This window comes from Urechidicola vernalis (assembly GCF_031846385.1).
In the GTDB taxonomy this organism is placed as follows: domain Bacteria; phylum Bacteroidota; class Bacteroidia; order Flavobacteriales; family Flavobacteriaceae; genus Urechidicola; species Urechidicola vernalis.
Window position 1 is genome coordinate 53,836 of sequence record NZ_JAVRHV010000001.1, and the last position, 17,783, is coordinate 71,618.

17 protein-coding genes are annotated in these 17,783 nt (G+C 32.9%); 5 read left to right on the forward strand and 12 right to left on the reverse strand.

The annotated features are described in order from the left end of the window. Positions 1-35: 35 nt before the first annotated feature. Entirely contained in the window at positions 36-1,034 is a 999-nt protein-coding gene (locus RM519_RS00235) for a COX15/CtaA family protein (protein ID WP_311591440.1), read from the reverse strand. A 137-nt stretch (positions 1,035-1,171) separates the two neighbouring features. On the opposite strand from RM519_RS00235, the gene fabG reads away from it, so the two are divergent. The 3 genes from fabG to RM519_RS00250 are packed head-to-tail and all read left to right on the forward strand — an operon-like array spanning position 1,172 to position 4,789. Continuing rightward, complete coding sequence (gene fabG / locus RM519_RS00240) at positions 1,172-1,918, forward strand: 3-oxoacyl-[acyl-carrier-protein] reductase (protein ID WP_311591441.1); 747 nt, start codon at positions 1,172-1,174, stop codon at positions 1,916-1,918. Positions 1,919-1,927: 9 nt separating this feature from the next. Then, positions 1,928-3,952: a VWA domain-containing protein gene (locus RM519_RS00245; protein ID WP_311591442.1), complete on the forward strand. Its 2,025-nt coding sequence runs from the start codon at positions 1,928-1,930 to the stop codon at positions 3,950-3,952. A 12-nt stretch (positions 3,953-3,964) separates the two neighbouring features. After that, positions 3,965-4,789 carry a prohibitin family protein gene (locus RM519_RS00250; RefSeq protein ID WP_311591443.1) on the forward strand — a complete coding sequence of 275 codons (825 nt, stop codon included), beginning with the start codon at positions 3,965-3,967 and terminating at the stop codon, positions 4,787-4,789. 63 nt (positions 4,790-4,852) lie between these two features. Here the strand turns inward: RM519_RS00250 and RM519_RS00255 are convergent, their stop codons facing one another. Genes RM519_RS00255 through RM519_RS00265 form a run of 3 tightly spaced genes read right to left on the reverse strand, consistent with a single transcriptional unit; the run spans position 4,853 to position 7,376 of the window. Continuing rightward, positions 4,853-5,740 carry a 3-hydroxyacyl-CoA dehydrogenase family protein gene (locus tag RM519_RS00255; RefSeq protein ID WP_311591444.1) on the reverse strand — a complete coding sequence of 296 codons (888 nt, stop codon included), beginning with the start codon at positions 5,738-5,740 and terminating at the stop codon, positions 4,853-4,855. Further along, positions 5,737-6,387: a sterol desaturase family protein gene (locus RM519_RS00260; protein ID WP_311591445.1), complete on the reverse strand. Its 651-nt coding sequence runs from the start codon at positions 6,385-6,387 to the stop codon at positions 5,737-5,739. Before RM519_RS00260 ends, RM519_RS00255 begins: the two co-directional genes overlap by 4 nt. A 29-nt stretch (positions 6,388-6,416) precedes the next feature. Next, positions 6,417-7,376, reverse strand: coding sequence for a Gfo/Idh/MocA family protein (locus RM519_RS00265; RefSeq protein ID WP_311591447.1), 960 nt, complete (start codon positions 7,374-7,376; stop codon positions 6,417-6,419). Between the two features lie 75 nt (positions 7,377-7,451). Here RM519_RS00265 and RM519_RS00270 point away from each other — a divergent pair, with 75 nt between their 5' ends. Continuing rightward, positions 7,452-8,093, forward strand: a complete 642-nt coding sequence (locus RM519_RS00270) for a protein-L-isoaspartate(D-aspartate) O-methyltransferase (protein WP_311591448.1) — start codon at positions 7,452-7,454, stop codon at positions 8,091-8,093. On the opposite strand, the gene RM519_RS00275 is transcribed toward RM519_RS00270, so the two are convergent. Then, positions 8,090-9,169 (reverse strand): 3-oxoacyl-ACP synthase III family protein, encoded by a 1,080-nt coding sequence (locus tag RM519_RS00275; RefSeq protein ID WP_311591449.1) that lies wholly within the window; start codon positions 9,167-9,169, stop codon positions 8,090-8,092. The two genes, RM519_RS00270 and RM519_RS00275, sit on opposite strands and share 4 nt — an antisense overlap. 337 nt (positions 9,170-9,506) lie before the next feature. On the opposite strand from RM519_RS00275, the gene RM519_RS00280 reads away from it, so the two are divergent. Then, positions 9,507-12,896, forward strand: a complete 3,390-nt coding sequence (locus tag RM519_RS00280) for a ThuA domain-containing protein (RefSeq protein WP_311591450.1) — start codon at positions 9,507-9,509, stop codon at positions 12,894-12,896. A gap of 39 nt (positions 12,897-12,935) precedes the next feature. On the opposite strand, the gene RM519_RS00285 is transcribed toward RM519_RS00280, so the two are convergent. The 7 genes from RM519_RS00285 to smpB all read right to left on the reverse strand — a co-directional run bounded on the left by RM519_RS00285 (position 12,936) and on the right by smpB (position 17,744). Next, positions 12,936-13,337, reverse strand: a complete 402-nt coding sequence (locus RM519_RS00285; protein WP_311591451.1) for a transmembrane 220 family protein — start codon at positions 13,335-13,337, stop codon at positions 12,936-12,938. Beyond that, the gene (locus RM519_RS00290; RefSeq protein WP_311591453.1) at positions 13,337-14,056 is read right to left on the reverse strand and encodes an outer membrane beta-barrel protein; all 720 of its coding nucleotides are present in this window, start codon (positions 14,054-14,056) and stop codon (positions 13,337-13,339) included. Before RM519_RS00290 ends, RM519_RS00285 begins: the two co-directional genes overlap by 1 nt. 113 nt (positions 14,057-14,169) lie before the next feature. Next, the gene (locus RM519_RS00295; protein ID WP_311591455.1) at positions 14,170-14,763 is read right to left on the reverse strand and encodes a porin family protein; all 594 of its coding nucleotides are present in this window, start codon (positions 14,761-14,763) and stop codon (positions 14,170-14,172) included. Positions 14,764-14,811: 48 nt separating this feature from the next. Next, positions 14,812-15,765 (reverse strand): transketolase family protein, encoded by a 954-nt coding sequence (locus RM519_RS00300; RefSeq protein WP_311591456.1) that lies wholly within the window; start codon positions 15,763-15,765, stop codon positions 14,812-14,814. A gap of 56 nt (positions 15,766-15,821) precedes the next feature. After that, entirely contained in the window at positions 15,822-16,400 is a 579-nt protein-coding gene (locus RM519_RS00305) for a Maf family nucleotide pyrophosphatase (protein WP_311592538.1), read from the reverse strand. A 7-nt stretch (positions 16,401-16,407) separates the two neighbouring features. Then, positions 16,408-17,289, reverse strand: coding sequence for a geranylgeranylglycerol-phosphate geranylgeranyltransferase (locus tag RM519_RS00310; protein WP_311591457.1), 882 nt, complete (start codon positions 17,287-17,289; stop codon positions 16,408-16,410). Continuing rightward, a complete protein-coding gene (gene smpB, locus RM519_RS00315; protein ID WP_311591458.1) occupies positions 17,289-17,744 on the reverse strand; it encodes an SsrA-binding protein SmpB in 456 nt (151 codons plus the stop codon). The genes RM519_RS00310 and smpB overlap by 1 nt, the downstream gene beginning before the upstream one ends. Positions 17,745-17,783: the final 39 nt, after the last annotated feature.

Genomic DNA, 17,783 nt, shown 5'->3' on the forward strand with positions numbered 1-17,783 from the left:
AAAAAGCCCTTTATTTTTTTAATAAAGGGCTTTTTTTATGCTTTTGATTGAGAAAGATAGGTCATTCGTATTGTGGCTAATAACAGAAGAATTGCAACAAATTGATGTGTTACAGCAGTATGAATTTGAACTCTTAATAACAAGGTTGCTATTCCCAATGTAACTTGGAGAAGAACGAGTCCAAAAAGAACATTCCCTATGCCTGACATTGCTGTGTTTCTCGATTTTTTGAATATATAAACTGCAAAGGCAAAAACAATCCAGGCAAATATTCTATGAAATGCCTGAACATCAAAAGGATTGTTTAAAATATCGAAATCATTAGTTCCTCTTACAGTATACCCAATTAAATTCTTTAAAACAGAATTACTCAATTGCAGTAAATACCCTGCTTTTAATCCGGCTACAAAAGCACCATAAATAATTTGAATGATAAGTAACCCAATAAACCATTTACTTAATTTATTTAATAAAGTGTTTGTTTTTACAGCAACGCTGTTAAAACTCAATATTAACCAATAGATATAGCACATTAAACCAAAGGCAGCTAATAAATGTATTGCAAGTCTATAATGGCTAACATGTGGATTGTCTACCAATCCACTCTTCACCATAAACCATCCCAAAAAACCTTGAAATCCACCTAAAACTAGTAGAACTATTAATTGCTTTTTCTGTTTACTATTGAACCATTTCTTAAACCAAAAAAATGCGAATGGAATGATAAATACAATCCCAATTAAGCGACCTAATACCCGATGTAAGTATTCCCAAAAGAAAATCATTTTAAACTCGGCCAATGTCATGCCCTTATTTATTTTCTGATATTCTGGAAATTGCTGGTATTTGGCAAATGTTTCTAGCCATTCCGCTTCATTTAAAGGAGGTATGGCACCACTAATCAACTTCCATTCTACCATTGAAAGTCCTGACTGGGTTAAACGCGTAATACCTCCTATAATTACCATTAAGGCAACCAATACTAGACCAGAATATAGCCAAGCTGTAACGTATTTTTTCTGTAATATATTCATCACTGCAAAGATAACTAAGATTGGAGAAGCTATCAATATTATTGCACTAGAATTAGTGGAAAAATTAATTTTCGAAGAATTTATTTGCCACCATATCTTTTTATATCTTTGATATTAGAATTAAACGATTTTGTAAAATGAAATTATTAGAAAATAAAACGGCTTTAATCACTGGAGCAACTAGAGGAATTGGAAAAGGAATTGCTCAAATGTATGCACAACAAGGCGCAAATGTAGCGTTTACCTATAGTTCTTCTGTAGATGCAGCAATTGCTTTAGAAAAAGAATTGTTAGGCTATGGTGTTAAAGCAAAAGGATATCAATCTAATGCTGCAAAATTCGATGCTGCTCAAGAATTGGCTTCAGATGTTTTGAAAGAATTCGGAAGTATTGATATTTTAATTAATAACGCAGGAATAACAAAAGACAATTTGTTGATGCGTATTTCTGAAGATGATTTTGATAAAGTAATTGAAATCAATCTTAAATCGGTATTTAATTTAACCAAAGCGGTTATTAGACCTATGATGAAACAACGCGGAGGTTCAATTATTAACATGAGTTCTGTAGTTGGGTTAAAAGGAAATGCTGGTCAATCGAATTATGCTGCATCGAAATCTGGAATCATTGGATTTTCTAAATCAGTCGCATTAGAGTTAGGCTCTAGAAATATTAGAAGTAATGTAATTGCTCCTGGATTTATTGAAACTGAAATGACGGCAAAATTAGATGAAGCTACTGTTGATGGTTGGAGGAAATCCATTCCTTTAAAAAGAGGAGGAACACCTGAAGATATTGCAAATGCATGCGTGTTTTTAGGTTCGGATATGAGTACATATATCACAGGACAAACATTGAGCGTTGATGGTGGAATGTTGACTTAAGATTAGCACTTGCCAAGTATTACAATTATATATCTAGTTTTAGCGTTTGTTGTTGCATTTTCAATAGCAATTTTTCAATATGTTAACGCTATTAAGAATAAAGAAAAAGTCAGTTATTTACTGACTTTTTTGCGTTTTATTTCCATTTTTTTAATTGGAATCTTACTTATAAACCCTAAGGTGGATCAAATTGAATTAAAGACAACGAAACCTTCTTTAGTTGTTGCTATTGATGATTCTAAATCTATTGCAAATTTTAATCAAGAGCAGCAAGTTTTAGATTTCTTAGATCAAATAAAATCGGATGTCGCCTTGAATCAAAAATTTAATATTGACTATTATTCATTTGGAGCAGAAGTTAAAACTCTAGATTCTTTGTCCTTTTCTCATACAAATACGGGTGTTTCGAAAGCCTTATCAGAATTAAAACGACTGTATAAAAATGACAATGCTCCGGTTTTGTTAGTCTCAGATGGTAATCAGACTATTGGAAAACCGTATGAATATTTAAGTACAAATCAACCTATTTATTCTGTGGTTGTGGGTGATACTGTAAAATACGAAGACTTAAATATTTATCAATTAAATGTAAATAGATATACATATTTAAAGAATAAGTTTCCGGTAGAGGTATTTATAAATTATTCTGGAACAAAAAGCGTTTCACAACAATTTTCGGTGTTTACAAAAGGAAGAAGGGTGCACAGCGAGATTTTAAATTTTGACGCAGACAACACATCGAATAAAGTCTCATTTTTTTTAGAAGGAACTGCGGTTGGATTGCATTATTACTCAGTAGAGATTGATCCGCTGCCAAATGAGAAGAACCTTGTAAATAATAAAAAAAGTTTTGCGGTTGAGGTTATAAATGAACAATCTAAAACTTTAATATTGGCATCGTTTCTACATCCAGATTTAGGCGCTTTAAAGGAAAGTATTGAACAAAATAAACAGCGTAAAGCCGAAATTAAAATTATTGGCGATGATCTAGATTTAGAAGATTATCAATCGGTGCTGTTGTATCAACCAACACAAGCGTTTGCTTCAGTATTTGATTTATTGAATTTAATGAAATTCAATTATGGAATAATTACTGGGGCAAAAACGGATTGGAATTTTTTAAATTCAGTTCAATCTGATTTTAGAAAAAATGTTATCAATCAAACAGAGAACTATCGTGCCTTTTTAAATCCTAGTTTTTCTAGTTTTAATGTAACGGATATAGATGTACAATCTTTTCCTCCGTTAGTAGATAAATTTGGAGAAGTTGAGTTTATAGTAAAAACTGATATTTTAATGTGGCAACAAATAGGTGATTATGTTAAAGAAACTCCTTTATTAGCAACTTATCAGGATGATAATTTAAGAAAGTTTATTCTATTAGGAGAAGGTATTTGGCGATGGCGTATGGCTTCTTATTCAAACACAGACTCCTTTGAGAAATTCGACGGGTTCATGAGTAAATTGACCCAATATTTGTCTGTTTCTAATAGTAAGAAAAGGTTGATGGTAGAATCGGAACCACTGTTTTATTTGAATGGTAACAATACAATAAGAGCTAGTTTTTTAAATAAGAATTATGAATTAAATAAAGGCGCCACTATTTGGTTAGAATTAACAAACAAACAAACTAAAGAAACAAAAAGAATACCCTTTTCTCTTGTTGGAAACTCATATAGCGCTCAACTTGTTGATGTAACTGAAGGAGAATTTAATTATAAAGTTACCGTAGAAAACCAAAAAGAAACATTTAACGGAACATTTAGAATGTTGAACTGGGATATAGAAGCTCAATTTAAAAGTGCAAATATCAAGCAGTTGAGAGATCTAAGCGAGCGAAGTAATGGAGTATTTTATACTTTGATAAATGCAAATAACATATTAGAAGATCTTCTAACCGATACACGATTTAGACCTGTAGAAAGCAAAGAAAGCAAGTCCAAATCCGTCATAGAATGGCAGTGGTTTTTAGGGCTAATTATCCTATCTTTGAGCATTGAATGGTTTATTAGAAAATATAACGGATTAATTTAAAATAAAATAAAAATGGCACAACAACAATTACAATTACCAAAGGGATTATTTGGTATCATAGCAATCGCAATAGCTGGTTTGGTATTGGTCTCTAAATCTGCAATTACCATAGATTCTGGAGAGGCCGGAGTATTATACAAAACCTTCGGTGGAGGTGTTGTAACGGATCAACCAGCATTGGGTGAAGGGTTTCAATTAGTGCTACCTTGGAATAAAGTGTTTATTTATGAAGTTCGTCAACAAGAACTTACTGAAAAAATGAAGGTGTTATCTTCTAATGGGTTAGATATTCAATTAGAAGCAACGGCATGGTTCATGCCAGAAGTTGCGAATTTAGGAAAACTACACCAAGAGAAGGGTGCAAATTATTTAGTTAGAGTTTTAATGCCTGCAATAAGATCTGCAACTAGAAGTGTTGTTGGTAGATATACGCCGGAGCAAATTTATTCTTCTAAAAGAGATGCAATTCAGCAAGAGATTTACGATGAAACTAAAAAGATTGTAGATGATCAATATATTGATTTAGTGGAAGTTTTAGTTAGAGATGTTACTTTACCACCTGCAATTAAGGACGCGATTGAACGCAAATTAGGACAGGAACAAGAATCACTAGAATATGAGTTTAGGCTTGTTACTGCACAAAAAGAGGCTGAAAAGGTAATTATTGAGGCACAAGGTAAAGCAGATGCAAATAGAATTTTAAGTGCTTCTTTAAATGATCAAATTTTAAGAGATAAAGGAATTGAAGCTACATTAAAATTAGCAGAATCACCGAATACGAAAGTTGTAGTAGTTGGAGGAAAAGATGGAATGCCTTTAATTTTGGGAAATAACTAAAATTAATATTGTACAAATAAAAAAGCCGCTCTTTGAGCGGCTTTTTTATTTGTGTTTTTTCAATTAAGAAAACTGATTAGAAACTTTCTCAGCTTTTTTACTTTCAGAATAATCGTAAAAACCTTCACCAGATTTTATACCTAATTTACCAGCGTTTACCATATTTACCAGTAATGGACATGGCGCATACTTTGGGTTTTTAAACCCGTTGTACATTACATTTAAAATAGATAAACAAACATCTAGCCCAATAAAATCTGCTAATTGCAATGGACCCATTGGGTGTGCCATTCCTAGTTTCATTACAGTATCTATCTCTTTAACACCAGCAACACCATTGTATAATGTTTCGATGGACTCATTCAACATTGGCATTAATATGCGGTTGGCAACAAAGCCAGGGTAGTCATTGACTTCTACTGGAACTTTTCCTAGTTGTTCCGATAACGCCATAATTGCTTTTGTCGTCTCATCAGAAGAAGAATACCCCCTAATAATTTCTACTAGTTTCATTATAGGGACTGGATTCATAAAGTGCATTCCAATTACTTTTGCAGGCCTTGTGGTTACAGCAGCAATTTCAGTTATAGAAATGGACGAGGTGTTTGTTGCTAATATGGTGTTAGGAGCACAGGCTTTGTCTAACATTCTAAAAATGGATAACTTTAACTCTAGGTTCTCTGTTGCGGCTTCAACTACCAAATCTACATTAGAAACGCCCTCTTCTAAATTTGTAAAAGTAGTTATGTTTTCTAATGTTGTATTCTTTTGTGCTTCAGAAATTTTATCTTTTGACAACAATCGATTTAAATTATGTTCAATTGTTACCTTGGCATTTGCAAGTGCTTCTTCAGAAATATCGACTAGGTGAACTGAAAAATTACATTGTGCAAATGTATGAGCAATACCATTTCCCATAGTTCCTGCACCTATTACTGCTATTTTCTTCATTGTTTTTGTGTTTTTCGTTTTGGAGGCATCGTACCAAATACACGATCCCATATTGTGTTTGATACCCCAAATGCTTTATTAGGATATCTATAATGATGTAAAAGATGATGTCTCCAAATCCAACCAAAGTATTTCTTTGGAGGACTGTATACATGTGTTGCACGATGCAAAAATGAATACAGGAGGTACCCTAAAAAGAACCCAGGGAAAAAGCCCCATGTAAGCACTCCATAACCAAAAATACTAAATAGTACATATTGTAATCCGAACAAAAGAGACCCCATGATCAACCCTGGAACCGGAGGCATTAATAAACGCTCAGTATCCTTTGGGTATTGATGATGAGAGCCGTGCATAATAAAATGAAACCGTTGTACATATTTATTTTCATTAATCCAATGAAATATAAATCTGTGTAATAAGTATTCTGTCAACGTCCAACTAAATATTGAAACAATAAACAAACTAATAAAGGTGTTTATTGGTATGTTTTTAACTACTAAAGCAATATAGATTAAGAGAATGACAGTTAATCCATAGATAATAATATTAGAGTTTAAACTAGTTTTGGTTAAACTTTCTAAAAAGGGATTTTTAAATATTTCTGCCTTCCCTTTTTTATGTTCTGTAGTAACTTTTGATTCCATATGTTGTAGCAATTTTCATTGTGAATCGATTAAAAATTTGAAATTATTTGATGCGCAACCTTTAATGCTTTAGTTCCATCATTTAAGGTTACGATTGGTCTGGTTTCATTTACTATAGCATCAGCAAATGTCTCCAATTCATCTAAAATAGCATTATTATTTTCTACAGGAGGGTTTTCAAAATAAATTTGCTTTTTAACACCTTCAGCATTTTGAAGAATCATTGCAAATTCATCTGGATTTTCAGGAACATCCTTCATCCGAACTACTTCACTTTTCTTTTCTAAAAAGTCTACAGAGATATAGGCATCTTTTTGGAAGAACCTCGTTTTACGCATATTCTTTAAAGAAATTCTACTCGCGGTTAAATTAGCAACACATCCATTCTCAAATTCGATTCTTGCATTTGCTATATCTGGTGTATCAGAAATTACAGAAACACCACTGGCGTGAATATTTTTAACGAATGATGGTACAACACTTAAAATAATATCAATATCATGAATCATTAAATCCAAAACTACTGGAACATCTGTACCTCTAGGATTAAATTCAGCCAATCGATGACATTCAATAAACATAGGGTTCTTAATTTTATCTTTGGCTGCTGTAAATGCTGGGTTAAATCGTTCTACGTGGCCTACTTGCCCTAATACATGATTTTGACTAGCCAAAACCCTTATAGCCTGTGCTTCTTCAACAGTATTGGTTATTGGTTTTTCAATAAAAACATGTTTGCCAGCTTCAATGGCTTCTTTTGCGCATTCAAAATGAGAAAGTGTTGGAGTTACAATATCCACCACATCGACTTCTTTTATTAGTTCAGAAATTGTTACAAAATTTTTATATCCAAATTCTTCTGAAACCTTTATCGCATTCTCTTTTAGAGGGTCATAAAACCCAACTAATTCATATTTAGAAGATTGATTTAGCAATCTTAAATGTATTTTTCCAAGGTGTCCAGCACCTAATACTCCAACTTTTAACATGTACTTTGTTTTGTTCAAAAATAAGAATTTTTTTGTTGGTAAATGATTACTTTTAGCCATCCAAATTTTTTCAAATTGAAAGACACATTAAAGCATCAAGGGCTTCGGAATAAGTTAATAAACATGCTCATTAACAAAGGAATAAAGGATCCTGAAGTATTAGCCGCAATGCAGAAAATTCCACGTCATTTGTTTATGGATTCTAGTTTTGAAGCTTTTGCTTATCAAGATAAAGCATTTCCAATAGCGGCAGATCAAACAATTTCTCAGCCTTATACTGTGGCATTTCAATCTGAATTGTTGAATTTGAAACAAGGAAGTAAAGTGTTGGAGATAGGTACAGGATCAGGGTATCAAACGGCTGTGTTGTTAGAATTAAAAGCAAAAGTGTTTACGATCGAACGCCAACGTGAACTTTATAAAAAGACAAAACTTTTTTTGCCAAAATTGAACTATAAACCGAAAAAACTAATTTTCGGGGATGGATATAAAGGATTGGCCGAAGAAGCTCCCTTTGATGGAATAATTGTAACAGCAGGTGCTCCTTTCGTTCCTAAACCTTTACTGAGTCAATTAAAAATAGGAGGTAGGCTTGTTATTCCCGTTGGTGATGAAACTCAAATAATGACCTTGCTTAAAAGAAAATCGGCCAAAGAATTTGAAAAACACGAATTTGGAGACTTTAGATTTGTACCGATGCTAAAGAAGAAAAATTAATATTGATAAATAAACGCATTAACATTCATTCCTGCTCCGACAGAGGCAAAAATTAAACTGTCTCCAGAATTGATCGAATGTGGTTTTAACTCTCCTTTTAATATTAAGTCTAAAAGTGTAGGGACCGTAGCTACAGAAGCATTACCCAGCCAAGAAATAGTCATAGGCATCACATCATTCGGTGGCGTACTTTCGTATAATTTATAAAAGCGTTCTAAGATGGCTTCGTCCATTTTGCCATTGGCTTGGTGGATTAAGATTTTTTTAATTTGATCTATTGGAATCCCAGATTTATCCAAGCATGATTTCATAGCAGAAGGTACCGTAGACAATGCATAATGATAGAGTCTTCTCCCATTCATTTTCATGTATTTAAGTCCTTTTGTAGCTGCACTTTGATGAAATGAGTCACCCATTACTAACATTTCTGAAAACTCTAGAGTATCCGATCTTGTGGCATGCGAAAGTAATCCAATTGGCGTTTCACTTTCTTTACCTTCCAAAATAACAGCACCAGCACCATCGGCAAATATCATAGCGTCACGATCATGCGGGTCATAAACACGAGAAAGCACATCTGCTCCAATAACCAAGACCTTTTTGGCATCGCCAGATTTAATATAGTAATTGGCTTGAATAACACCTTGGATCCATCCTGGGCAACCAAAGGTAACATCATATGCTACGGCATTCGGATTCTTTATGCCTAGTCTAAATTTAACTCGGGCCGCCAAACTGGGTAATATATCCAACTGCTTATTGTCAATTTTTACTTCCCCAAAATTGTGAGCAATAATAATATGGTCTAACTCTTCCTTATCAATACCTGCTGATTTAATTGCCTTTTCAGCCGCAAAAAAAGCAATATCAGAAGTATTATATTCTTCGGAAACATATCTTCTTTCGGAAATGGACGTAATTTCTTCAAATTTATCAACAATCTCTTTATTGGTTTTATTAATTAAATTTCCGTTCTTTTCGTAAAAAGTGGAAGATAAGAAATCCTGATTAAGAATTTTTCCGGTAGGAATGTAACATCCTGTACCTGTAATGATACTGTAAATTTGTTTACTCATAGACTATAAGAGTTATCTAACAAATATAAGAATTATTAAAAATTATTTGGTTGTAAAGTAAATTATATACGATACCCAAAGAGGTCTATCAAGAGGTGTTTTATTAGGCCTTGTAAGTTTAATTCAACTTTCTTTGAGAATATGTGAAGAACTGAATGGAATGGTCAATACTCAATTAGGTTTATGGTATTAGTAATGACTTATATTTATTGTGTAAATTTTACACTTTATTCAATATTAATTGCAAATTTTTAAATATTTGACTCCTAGATTTTTAATTAATAAAACTATTTTTACGTTTAAAATTTTAATTAAAATTTCAAAAAAAACACTTAGAATGAGGAAAATAGCCATTTTTATTTTTGCCGTATTATTTATTGTTGTTGGATGTAGTAAAAAACGTTCAAGTTCTCCCAAAATATTAGTTTTTACTAAAACTGCAGGTTTTGTACATCAATCTATACCTGAAGGGGTAAAAGCAATTCAAAAATTAGGAAAGGAACATAATTTTGAGGTTGTTGAATCGGGTAATGCATCTGAATTTACAGATGAAATTCTTAAGGAATATTCCGCCATTGTCTTTTTAAGTACAACAGGTGATGTATTAAATACTAATCAATCTGTTGCTTTTGAAAGATATATTCAAGCAGGAGGTGGATTTGTTGGAGTGCATGCTGCGGCGGATACTGAATATGATTGGAATTGGTATGGGAAATTAGTTGGGGCCTATTTTTTAAGTCATCCGCATCAGCAAGAGGCAACATTTGTCATAGAAGATTCTAATTTTATTGCTACAAATTTCTTCGAAGATAAAAACTGGGTACGTAGAGATGAATTGTATAATTATAAAAAAATCAACCCTAATATTAACGTGCTAATTAATATCGATGAATCAACCTATGAAGGTGGTGAAAATGGTGAAGATCATCCTATGGCTTGGTATCATGAGTACGACGGAGGTAGAGCATTTTATACAGGGTTAGGGCATACAGATGAAAGTTTTGAGGAAGAGTTATTTTTGAAACATTTGCTAGGCGGAATTCAGTATGCTATTGGAGAGAATTTAAATTTAAATTATTCTAAAGTTCGTTCGCAGTTTCCTCCTTCAGCAGAACGATTTTCCAAGAAAAATTTGTCCTTAGGAGAATTTTTTGAGCCAACCGAAATGACAATTTTACCTAATTTAGATGTGCTAATTGCTCAGCGTAGAGGAGAAATTATGCATTATAGTCATTCCACCAAAGAAGTTAAACAAGTTGCTCTATTAGATGTTTACCATAAGACTTCCGTTCCAGGTGTTAATGCTGAGGAGGGTTTAATGGGATTGCAACGTGATCCAAATTTTGAGAAAAACAATTGGGTATATGCCTTTTATTCACCAACTGGTGACGAATGGGTTAATAGATTGTCAAGATTTACATTTAAAAATGGAGAATTTGATTTAAGTTCTGAAGTTAAAATTTTAGATGTAGAATCTCAAAGAGAAATTTGCTGTCATACTGGCGGTTCTATAGCATTTGGAGGTGATGGTCTCTTATATCTTTCTACAGGAGATAATACTACACCATTCGATGAGCCAGAGGCCAAATACGTAAATAGTGGTTTTGCACCTTTAAATGATTTGCCTGGTAAGGAGCAATTTGATGCAAGAAGGTCATCTGGGAACTCCAATGATTTAAGAGGTAAAATTTTAAGAATAAGAGTTAACGAGGATGGTTCGTATTCGATACCTGAAGGCAATTTGTTTCCAGAGGGAATAGAGAAAACGAGACCAGAAATTTATACGATGGGGCATAGGAACCCTTACAGAATCTCTGTCGATCCAAAAAAAGGGTATTTGTATTGGGGAGAAGTAGGTCCTGATGCCAATGCAGACAGTTTAAAAACGAGAGGACCAAGAGGTTATGATGAAGTTGGTCAAGCCAAAGAGGCAGGTAATTATGGATGGCCATATTTTATTGCTGATAACAAATCCTACTATGATTACGATTATGAAACGGGTAAAAGCGGCGCGCAATTTGATGTAAATGCACCAATAAACGATTCCAGAAATAATACTGGAATTAGAGAATTACCTCCTGGAAAAGAAGCAATGATTTGGTATCCATACGCAAAGTCTACAGAGTTTCCACAGGTTGGAACAGGTGGTAGAAACGCTATGGCAGGCCCTGTTTATTATAATGACATGTTTCCTAAGGAGAAAGCCCTACCTCAATATTATAACGGAAAGGTAATTATTTATGAATGGATGAGAGGTTGGATGAAAGCAGTTTCATTATTTGATAATGGAGATTTCAATACAATGGAACCATTTGCTGAGAATATTGATTTAAATAATCTAATCGATATGGAAGTTGGGCCTAATGGCCAAATTTATTTATTGGAATATGGCTCTGGTTGGTTCCAAAAGAATGATGATTCAGGATTAAGTGTTATCGAATATAACGGAGGAAATTTACCACCAGAAGTTGAAGCATTGGAAGCGGATAAGTCTTCAGGATTGTTGCCATTAAAAGTTGATTTTAAGGTGACGGCCTCAGACGTGGAAAGCGAAAACTTAACGTATTCTTGGGATTTTGGGAATGGAGATATTCAAGATACTAGTATTCCAACTATTAGTTATGTTTATAATTCAGGTGGAGAATTTAAAGCACAAGTTACTGTTTTAGATTCAGATAAATCTATGGTGAAGAGCAATATAATATCAATTGTAGCGGGCAATGAAGAACCTTTAGTTTCAATTGAAATTACGAATGGGAATAGTTCATTTTTTATCCCAGGAAAAGCCTTAAATTATAAGGTAAGCGTTAAGGACTCTGAAAATAGTGGTCCAATTGATGAGAATAACATATATGTATCTGTAGATTATTTAAGTGGAATGGACCAGGTTAATTTAAATCAAGGTCATAAACAGGTAGCAGCAACTGTTACTGGTAAGGCTTTAACGCAATCTTTAGATTGCAAGGCATGTCATAAGGAAAATGGTGTATCTATTGGCCCGTCATATGCTAAGGTTTCTGAGAAATACAAAAATGATAAAAATGCGGCTACTTATTTAGCAAATAAAATAAAAGCCGGTGGTGGTGGAGTATGGGGAGAAACAAACATGGCGGCTCATCCAGATCTATCTGATGAAGATTTAAGACAGATTACTGCATATATTTTATCCTTAAAAAGAAATGATACAAAGAAAAAATCATTGCCTTCTAAAGGAGTAATTATACCTAAACAATCTAAACTCGGTGAGTCCTTGGTAATTTCTGCAAGTTATACAGACAAAGGTGAAGGAACTGTGAAACCATTAACTGGCTCTACAAGAACTGTATTGCCTAGTAATATGGTTGATTTTTCTGGAGACATTGAAACAGAAGGGTTTATGAAGTTTAATTTTGAAGGGACTCCTCTTTTAATCTTGCCAGGAGATAAAGGGTGGTTTAAGATAAATAATCTTGATTTATCTGATGTAAAAACTGCTTCAATTTTAATGCGTTGGCAAGGAGAATTTCCTATGGGAGCAAGTTTTGAAGCGCATTTGGATACACCTGATGGGGAATTGTTAGGTAAAGGGAGTATGAAAAAACCAGTTTCGGGTCAAGAAATGGCAAGTATTCAACTAAAATTGATGACTTCAAAAAGCATAAGTAATCGAAAAGTGTATTTTACTTACACATCGGAAGATCCAACCAAAACCGCAATGGCTGGACTAATTATGATTCAGTTTAACTAAATAATAGAAATTTATAATAGTTGAAAATCTAGAGGATAATTAATTATTCTCTAGATTTTTTTTCGAAATATTTAAAGGATATAATAAGCTTAAAGCACAAATAAGTAACCCTAAGAATTCTCTAGTTCCTTCTAAATAAGGTTTTTCATATACCATTTCTCCAAAGATTTCATTTTTATTATCAATCTCAATCCAATCCATGAAATATGAGAAATGATATAATGAATAGGCTATAAGTAGAAAGAAAATAAACCAGTAAATTCTCTTTGAAATTGGCCTAAATAATGAAAGTACATGAAGAAGTCCAACCAGAAGATAGATGGCAAACCAATGATATGGATCGGGGTCGTTTAATTGAATATAGGCTGACCAAGTAAAAAGCCCCAAAAAAAGGAAACTGATGAGTTTTCTTTTTCTTGATATTTCTTTGTAATAACTCATTATAAGTTTCTGTGATCATTCCAACTAGAATTAGATCTTCTTTTCTTCTTTTCACCACCAAAGGAAAAAAGGTCAATCGTAGCGCTAATAATAAATTGGCTAGGATTATATTCTAGCATAGCTCCTCTATTCGTCCCATATTTTGCTCTAACCATATCAATTTCTACATGTTCTACTTTGGTCATTCCATATACATACCTTGCATCAATACCAAATCTATTATATTGAAACGTTAAACCTGCACCAACACCTAAATTGGTTTTTTCATAAGTCCATGGAGTGGAAGCTTTTTCTTCATTCCCTTCTAATTGACGATCATTAATCATACTTATCGAAGGGCCTAAATAAACGGCTACAGGACCAAACACTCTATAACCGAAGAATAAACCTATATCAATATTAGATTGAGTCCATTCTGAAGTTTCAAGTGCTAATTCATAATTGCTAGTAAGGGAAGTATAAACAACTTCAGGGCTAAAATAAAAATAATCAAAATTTAATTTTAAATAACCTCCAAAATGATAACTACTGGCTTTATCCGCAGTATAGTATGTGTCTTCACTGGGTATAACTCCGTTACCTCCTCTAGGGCCATAATGATACAATTCACCTATTGAGTTAAAGTTTAATCCACCTTTAATACCAAAAGTGAAATCCTGTGCCGATACCGCATTAATACTCAATAAAATAAATAACAAGTGTAGGGACTTTCTTTTCATAACTCAAGTTGGTTAATTTATTTTAATAAAAGATAAATATATAAACTTTAACCCAAAAGCATTGATTTTATTATTAAAAAAAGTTGATTAATAATGGATAAAAACCTAAATATCTACATTTTAACCGACAGACTTAAGATTATTTGCTCTGGCCTCGTGTCAATTTTTCCTTCAAAATCTGTGTTGTTAAAAATGGCTGCTTCATTGTCTGAAAGTCCACGTTCGTACCTCAAGTCAACCCCCAAATTCCCTAATTGAACACCAACTCCTACATTCAATCCCACAGTAAAATCATTTTCAACATCGCTTATATTGAATCCGTCTAAATCAGTGTCTATTATATATTGCAATGATGGGCCTGCAAAAATATTAAGTATGCTAAACACTTTAACACCCGCTAATATGGGCATATCTATTTTCTTCATTTTAAAACTTCCTTCAGAATCATAATCACTTTGAGTTTGAGTATATATAATCTCAGGACGAACATAAAGTGACCCTTTAGTTTTAGCAAATGCTCCTATATGAAACCCTGTACTATTATTAGACTTTATAGTAGTGGTTTCGGAAATATTTATTATTTCATTGGTGAGGTCTCCGTTAGAGTTAAAATTGAGTCCTCCTTTAAGTCCCCATTCTATAATTTGGGCGTGACTGAATAACGTTGTACTTAGCGAAAGTACAACAAATACAATTATTTTCTTCATAAAAATTTGCTTCGATATAGTTAGTTTAATAACGAAAGAAGTGAATGCTTATTTTCTTGCTATCACTTTTTCTACTGCTTTTACAACAGCCTTCGCATCTAAACCATACTTTTCCATTAGTTGCGCTGGAGTTCCAGACTCACCAAAACTATCGTTAACCGCTACATACTCTTGTGGTACCGGGGTGTTTAAACTCAAGGTTCTAGCAACACTTTCCCCTAAACCACCAATTACATTATGCTCTTCAGCCGTAACGATACAACCTGTTTTAGCAATAGATTTAAGGATAATTTCTTCATCTAAAGGCTTAATTGTATGAATATTTATAACTTCTGCACTAATACCTTTTGCTTCTAGCGTTTCAGATGCTTGCAATGCCTCCCAAACTAAATGTCCGGTAGCAACAATGGTTACATCAGATCCTTCTGTTAATTGAATTCCTTTTCCTATCACAAACTCCTGGTCTGCCGGCATAAAAATTGGAACCGCAGGACGTCCAAATCTTAAATAAACAGGGCCTTCATGCTCTGCAATCGCAATAGTCGCTGCTTTGGTTTGATTGTAATCACAAGGGTTAATTACAGTCATGCCTGGTAACATTTTCATTAAACCAATATCTTCTAACGTTTGATGTGTCGCACCGTCTTCACCAAGTGTTAAACCTGCATGTGAAGCACAAACTTTTACATTTTTACTTGAATAGGCTATAGATTGTCTAATTTGATCATAAACTCTTGCCGTTGAAAAGTTGGCAAATGTTCCAGTAAAAGGAATTTTACCACCGATTGTTAATCCCGCAGCAATACCCATCATATTGGCCTCTGCAATACCTACTTGGTAAAAACGATCAGGATTTTCGTCGATAAATGTTTGCATTTTTAAAGACCCAATTAAATCGGCACAAAGTGCAACGACATTAGGGTTTGTTCTTCCTAAAATTGTTAATCCATCTCCAAATCCAGAGCGTGTATCTTTCTTTTCGGTAAAAGTGTATTTTTTCATGACTTTATTAATAGTTGTGATGGCACAAATGTAAGTGTTTGTGTTTACATTTTACCTTAATATTTTAACATTTCTTGATGGAACTTATGAACAGGAAATCCCATTACATTGAAGTAACTTCCTTCTATTTTTTCAACACCAATATAACCTATCCAATCTTGTATTCCATAACTCCCGGCTTTGTCATATGGCTGAAAATTATCAACATAATATTCTATTTCGTTTTTACTTAAATCCTTAAAATAAACTTTAGTAACATCGTTTATTAATTTCATAGACTTTGTTGTTTTAAAACAAATAGAGGTTATTACCTCATGCATATTTCCCGAAAGTTGATTTAGAATTTTAATTGCATCGTTTCTGTCTTTTGGCTTTCCAATTGCCTCATTGTTCAGCCAAACAATAGTATCTGAAGTTATTAATAAGTCATTGTCATTTAAGTCAGTAAAAGGTTTTGATTTTAATTTGGCAAGAAAATCTGTTATTTCAGTCCGTTTGAGAATGTTAGGGAATACTTCTTCAATTTCTCTTACGTCAATTGTAAAATCGAGTTGTAGGTCTTGTAGAAATTGCTGTCTTCTTGGTGAACCAGAAGCAAGTATAATGTTGTATTTATTAAGTTTCAATTTTTCGATTCTTGAATTAAAATGTAAAAATAGATAGAATTCCTAGAAGCATAATTAATTTTAAAATAAGACTGGAATTAGAGTAGTCCTTTTTAGTTTTTGCATTGTACAACTTGTACATAAAATAAAGCATTGTCGGTAAAATTACAATCATAGAATAATAGAATAAATATTCATTAAATCCTTTAATTTGAAATAGTAAGAATACTAGATTTATATATAAAATTATGCTAATTCCTATAGTTATATTTCGTGTTCGTTTAACACCGATTATAATCGGAAGTGTTGCGTAGTTTAATTTGAAATCGCCATTAACATCCTCAATATCTTTTATTAATTCTCGCATAAAATTTATTAAAAAAGCGAACAAAGCATAGCCACTAATTAATTGAAATTCTATGGAACTAAATTCCATTTTCTCGAATATCGGAATAACAAAAATACTCGAACTAATGACCAGAGCAACAACCAAATTTCCTATAAGTGCAATTGATTTTAAATATTTAGAATAGAAGACTAAAGATAGCGCAAGACCAAAGAAGTATATTGTTAAATTAGAGGAGTTGTTATTTATGGCAGAGATAATCCCTAATAAATTTCCAATTAAGAAAAAAATAAAGGAAACCTTATAGGCAGTTTTTTCAGAAATATAAGTACCTATATAGACATTTTCAGGTTTATTAATGTGGTCTGCTTTTATATCTACAATATCATTATAAATATAGCCGCCCGCAGAAATAAGCGTGATTCCTAACGTGAGTAAAATAAAATTTAGTAAGGATAGTCTCGAATTTTCAACAAAGATTGGTGTTAAATAGTATTTAATTAATACCAAAGTAGCAATGCCAAGTACAAGGTTTTTCCATCTAATTAATTGAAAAAAAACCTTAGAGTTCATTAAAAATTCTTTTTAATACGCGCTAAGTCTCGCTTGTTATCGCGGTCTTTCATAGTTTCTCGCTTATCGTATAGTTTTTTTCCTCTACACAAAGCGATATTTAATTTTGCCCAACCTTTATCCGTCATAAAAAGTTTTAACGGAACAATGGTTAAACCAACATTTTGAATCTCTTTACGAAGTTTTTTTAATTCTCGTTTGTTCAGTAAAAGTTTACGGGCGCTTTTTGGCTTATGATTGTAAAAATTACCATGAGAATATTCCTCTATAAACATATTAATAACAAACAATTCTCCGGCTTCATTAAATTCACAAAAACTCTCAGTAATCCGTGCTTTACTTTGCCTGATACTCTTTATTTCTGTACCGCTTAATTTTATTCCAGCAACATATTCATCCAGGGTTTCATATTCGAAACGCGCTTTTTTATTCTGGATATTTATCTTTGCTTGCATGGGTGCAAATGTATGGAATTACGGAGTAAAACCTATTTC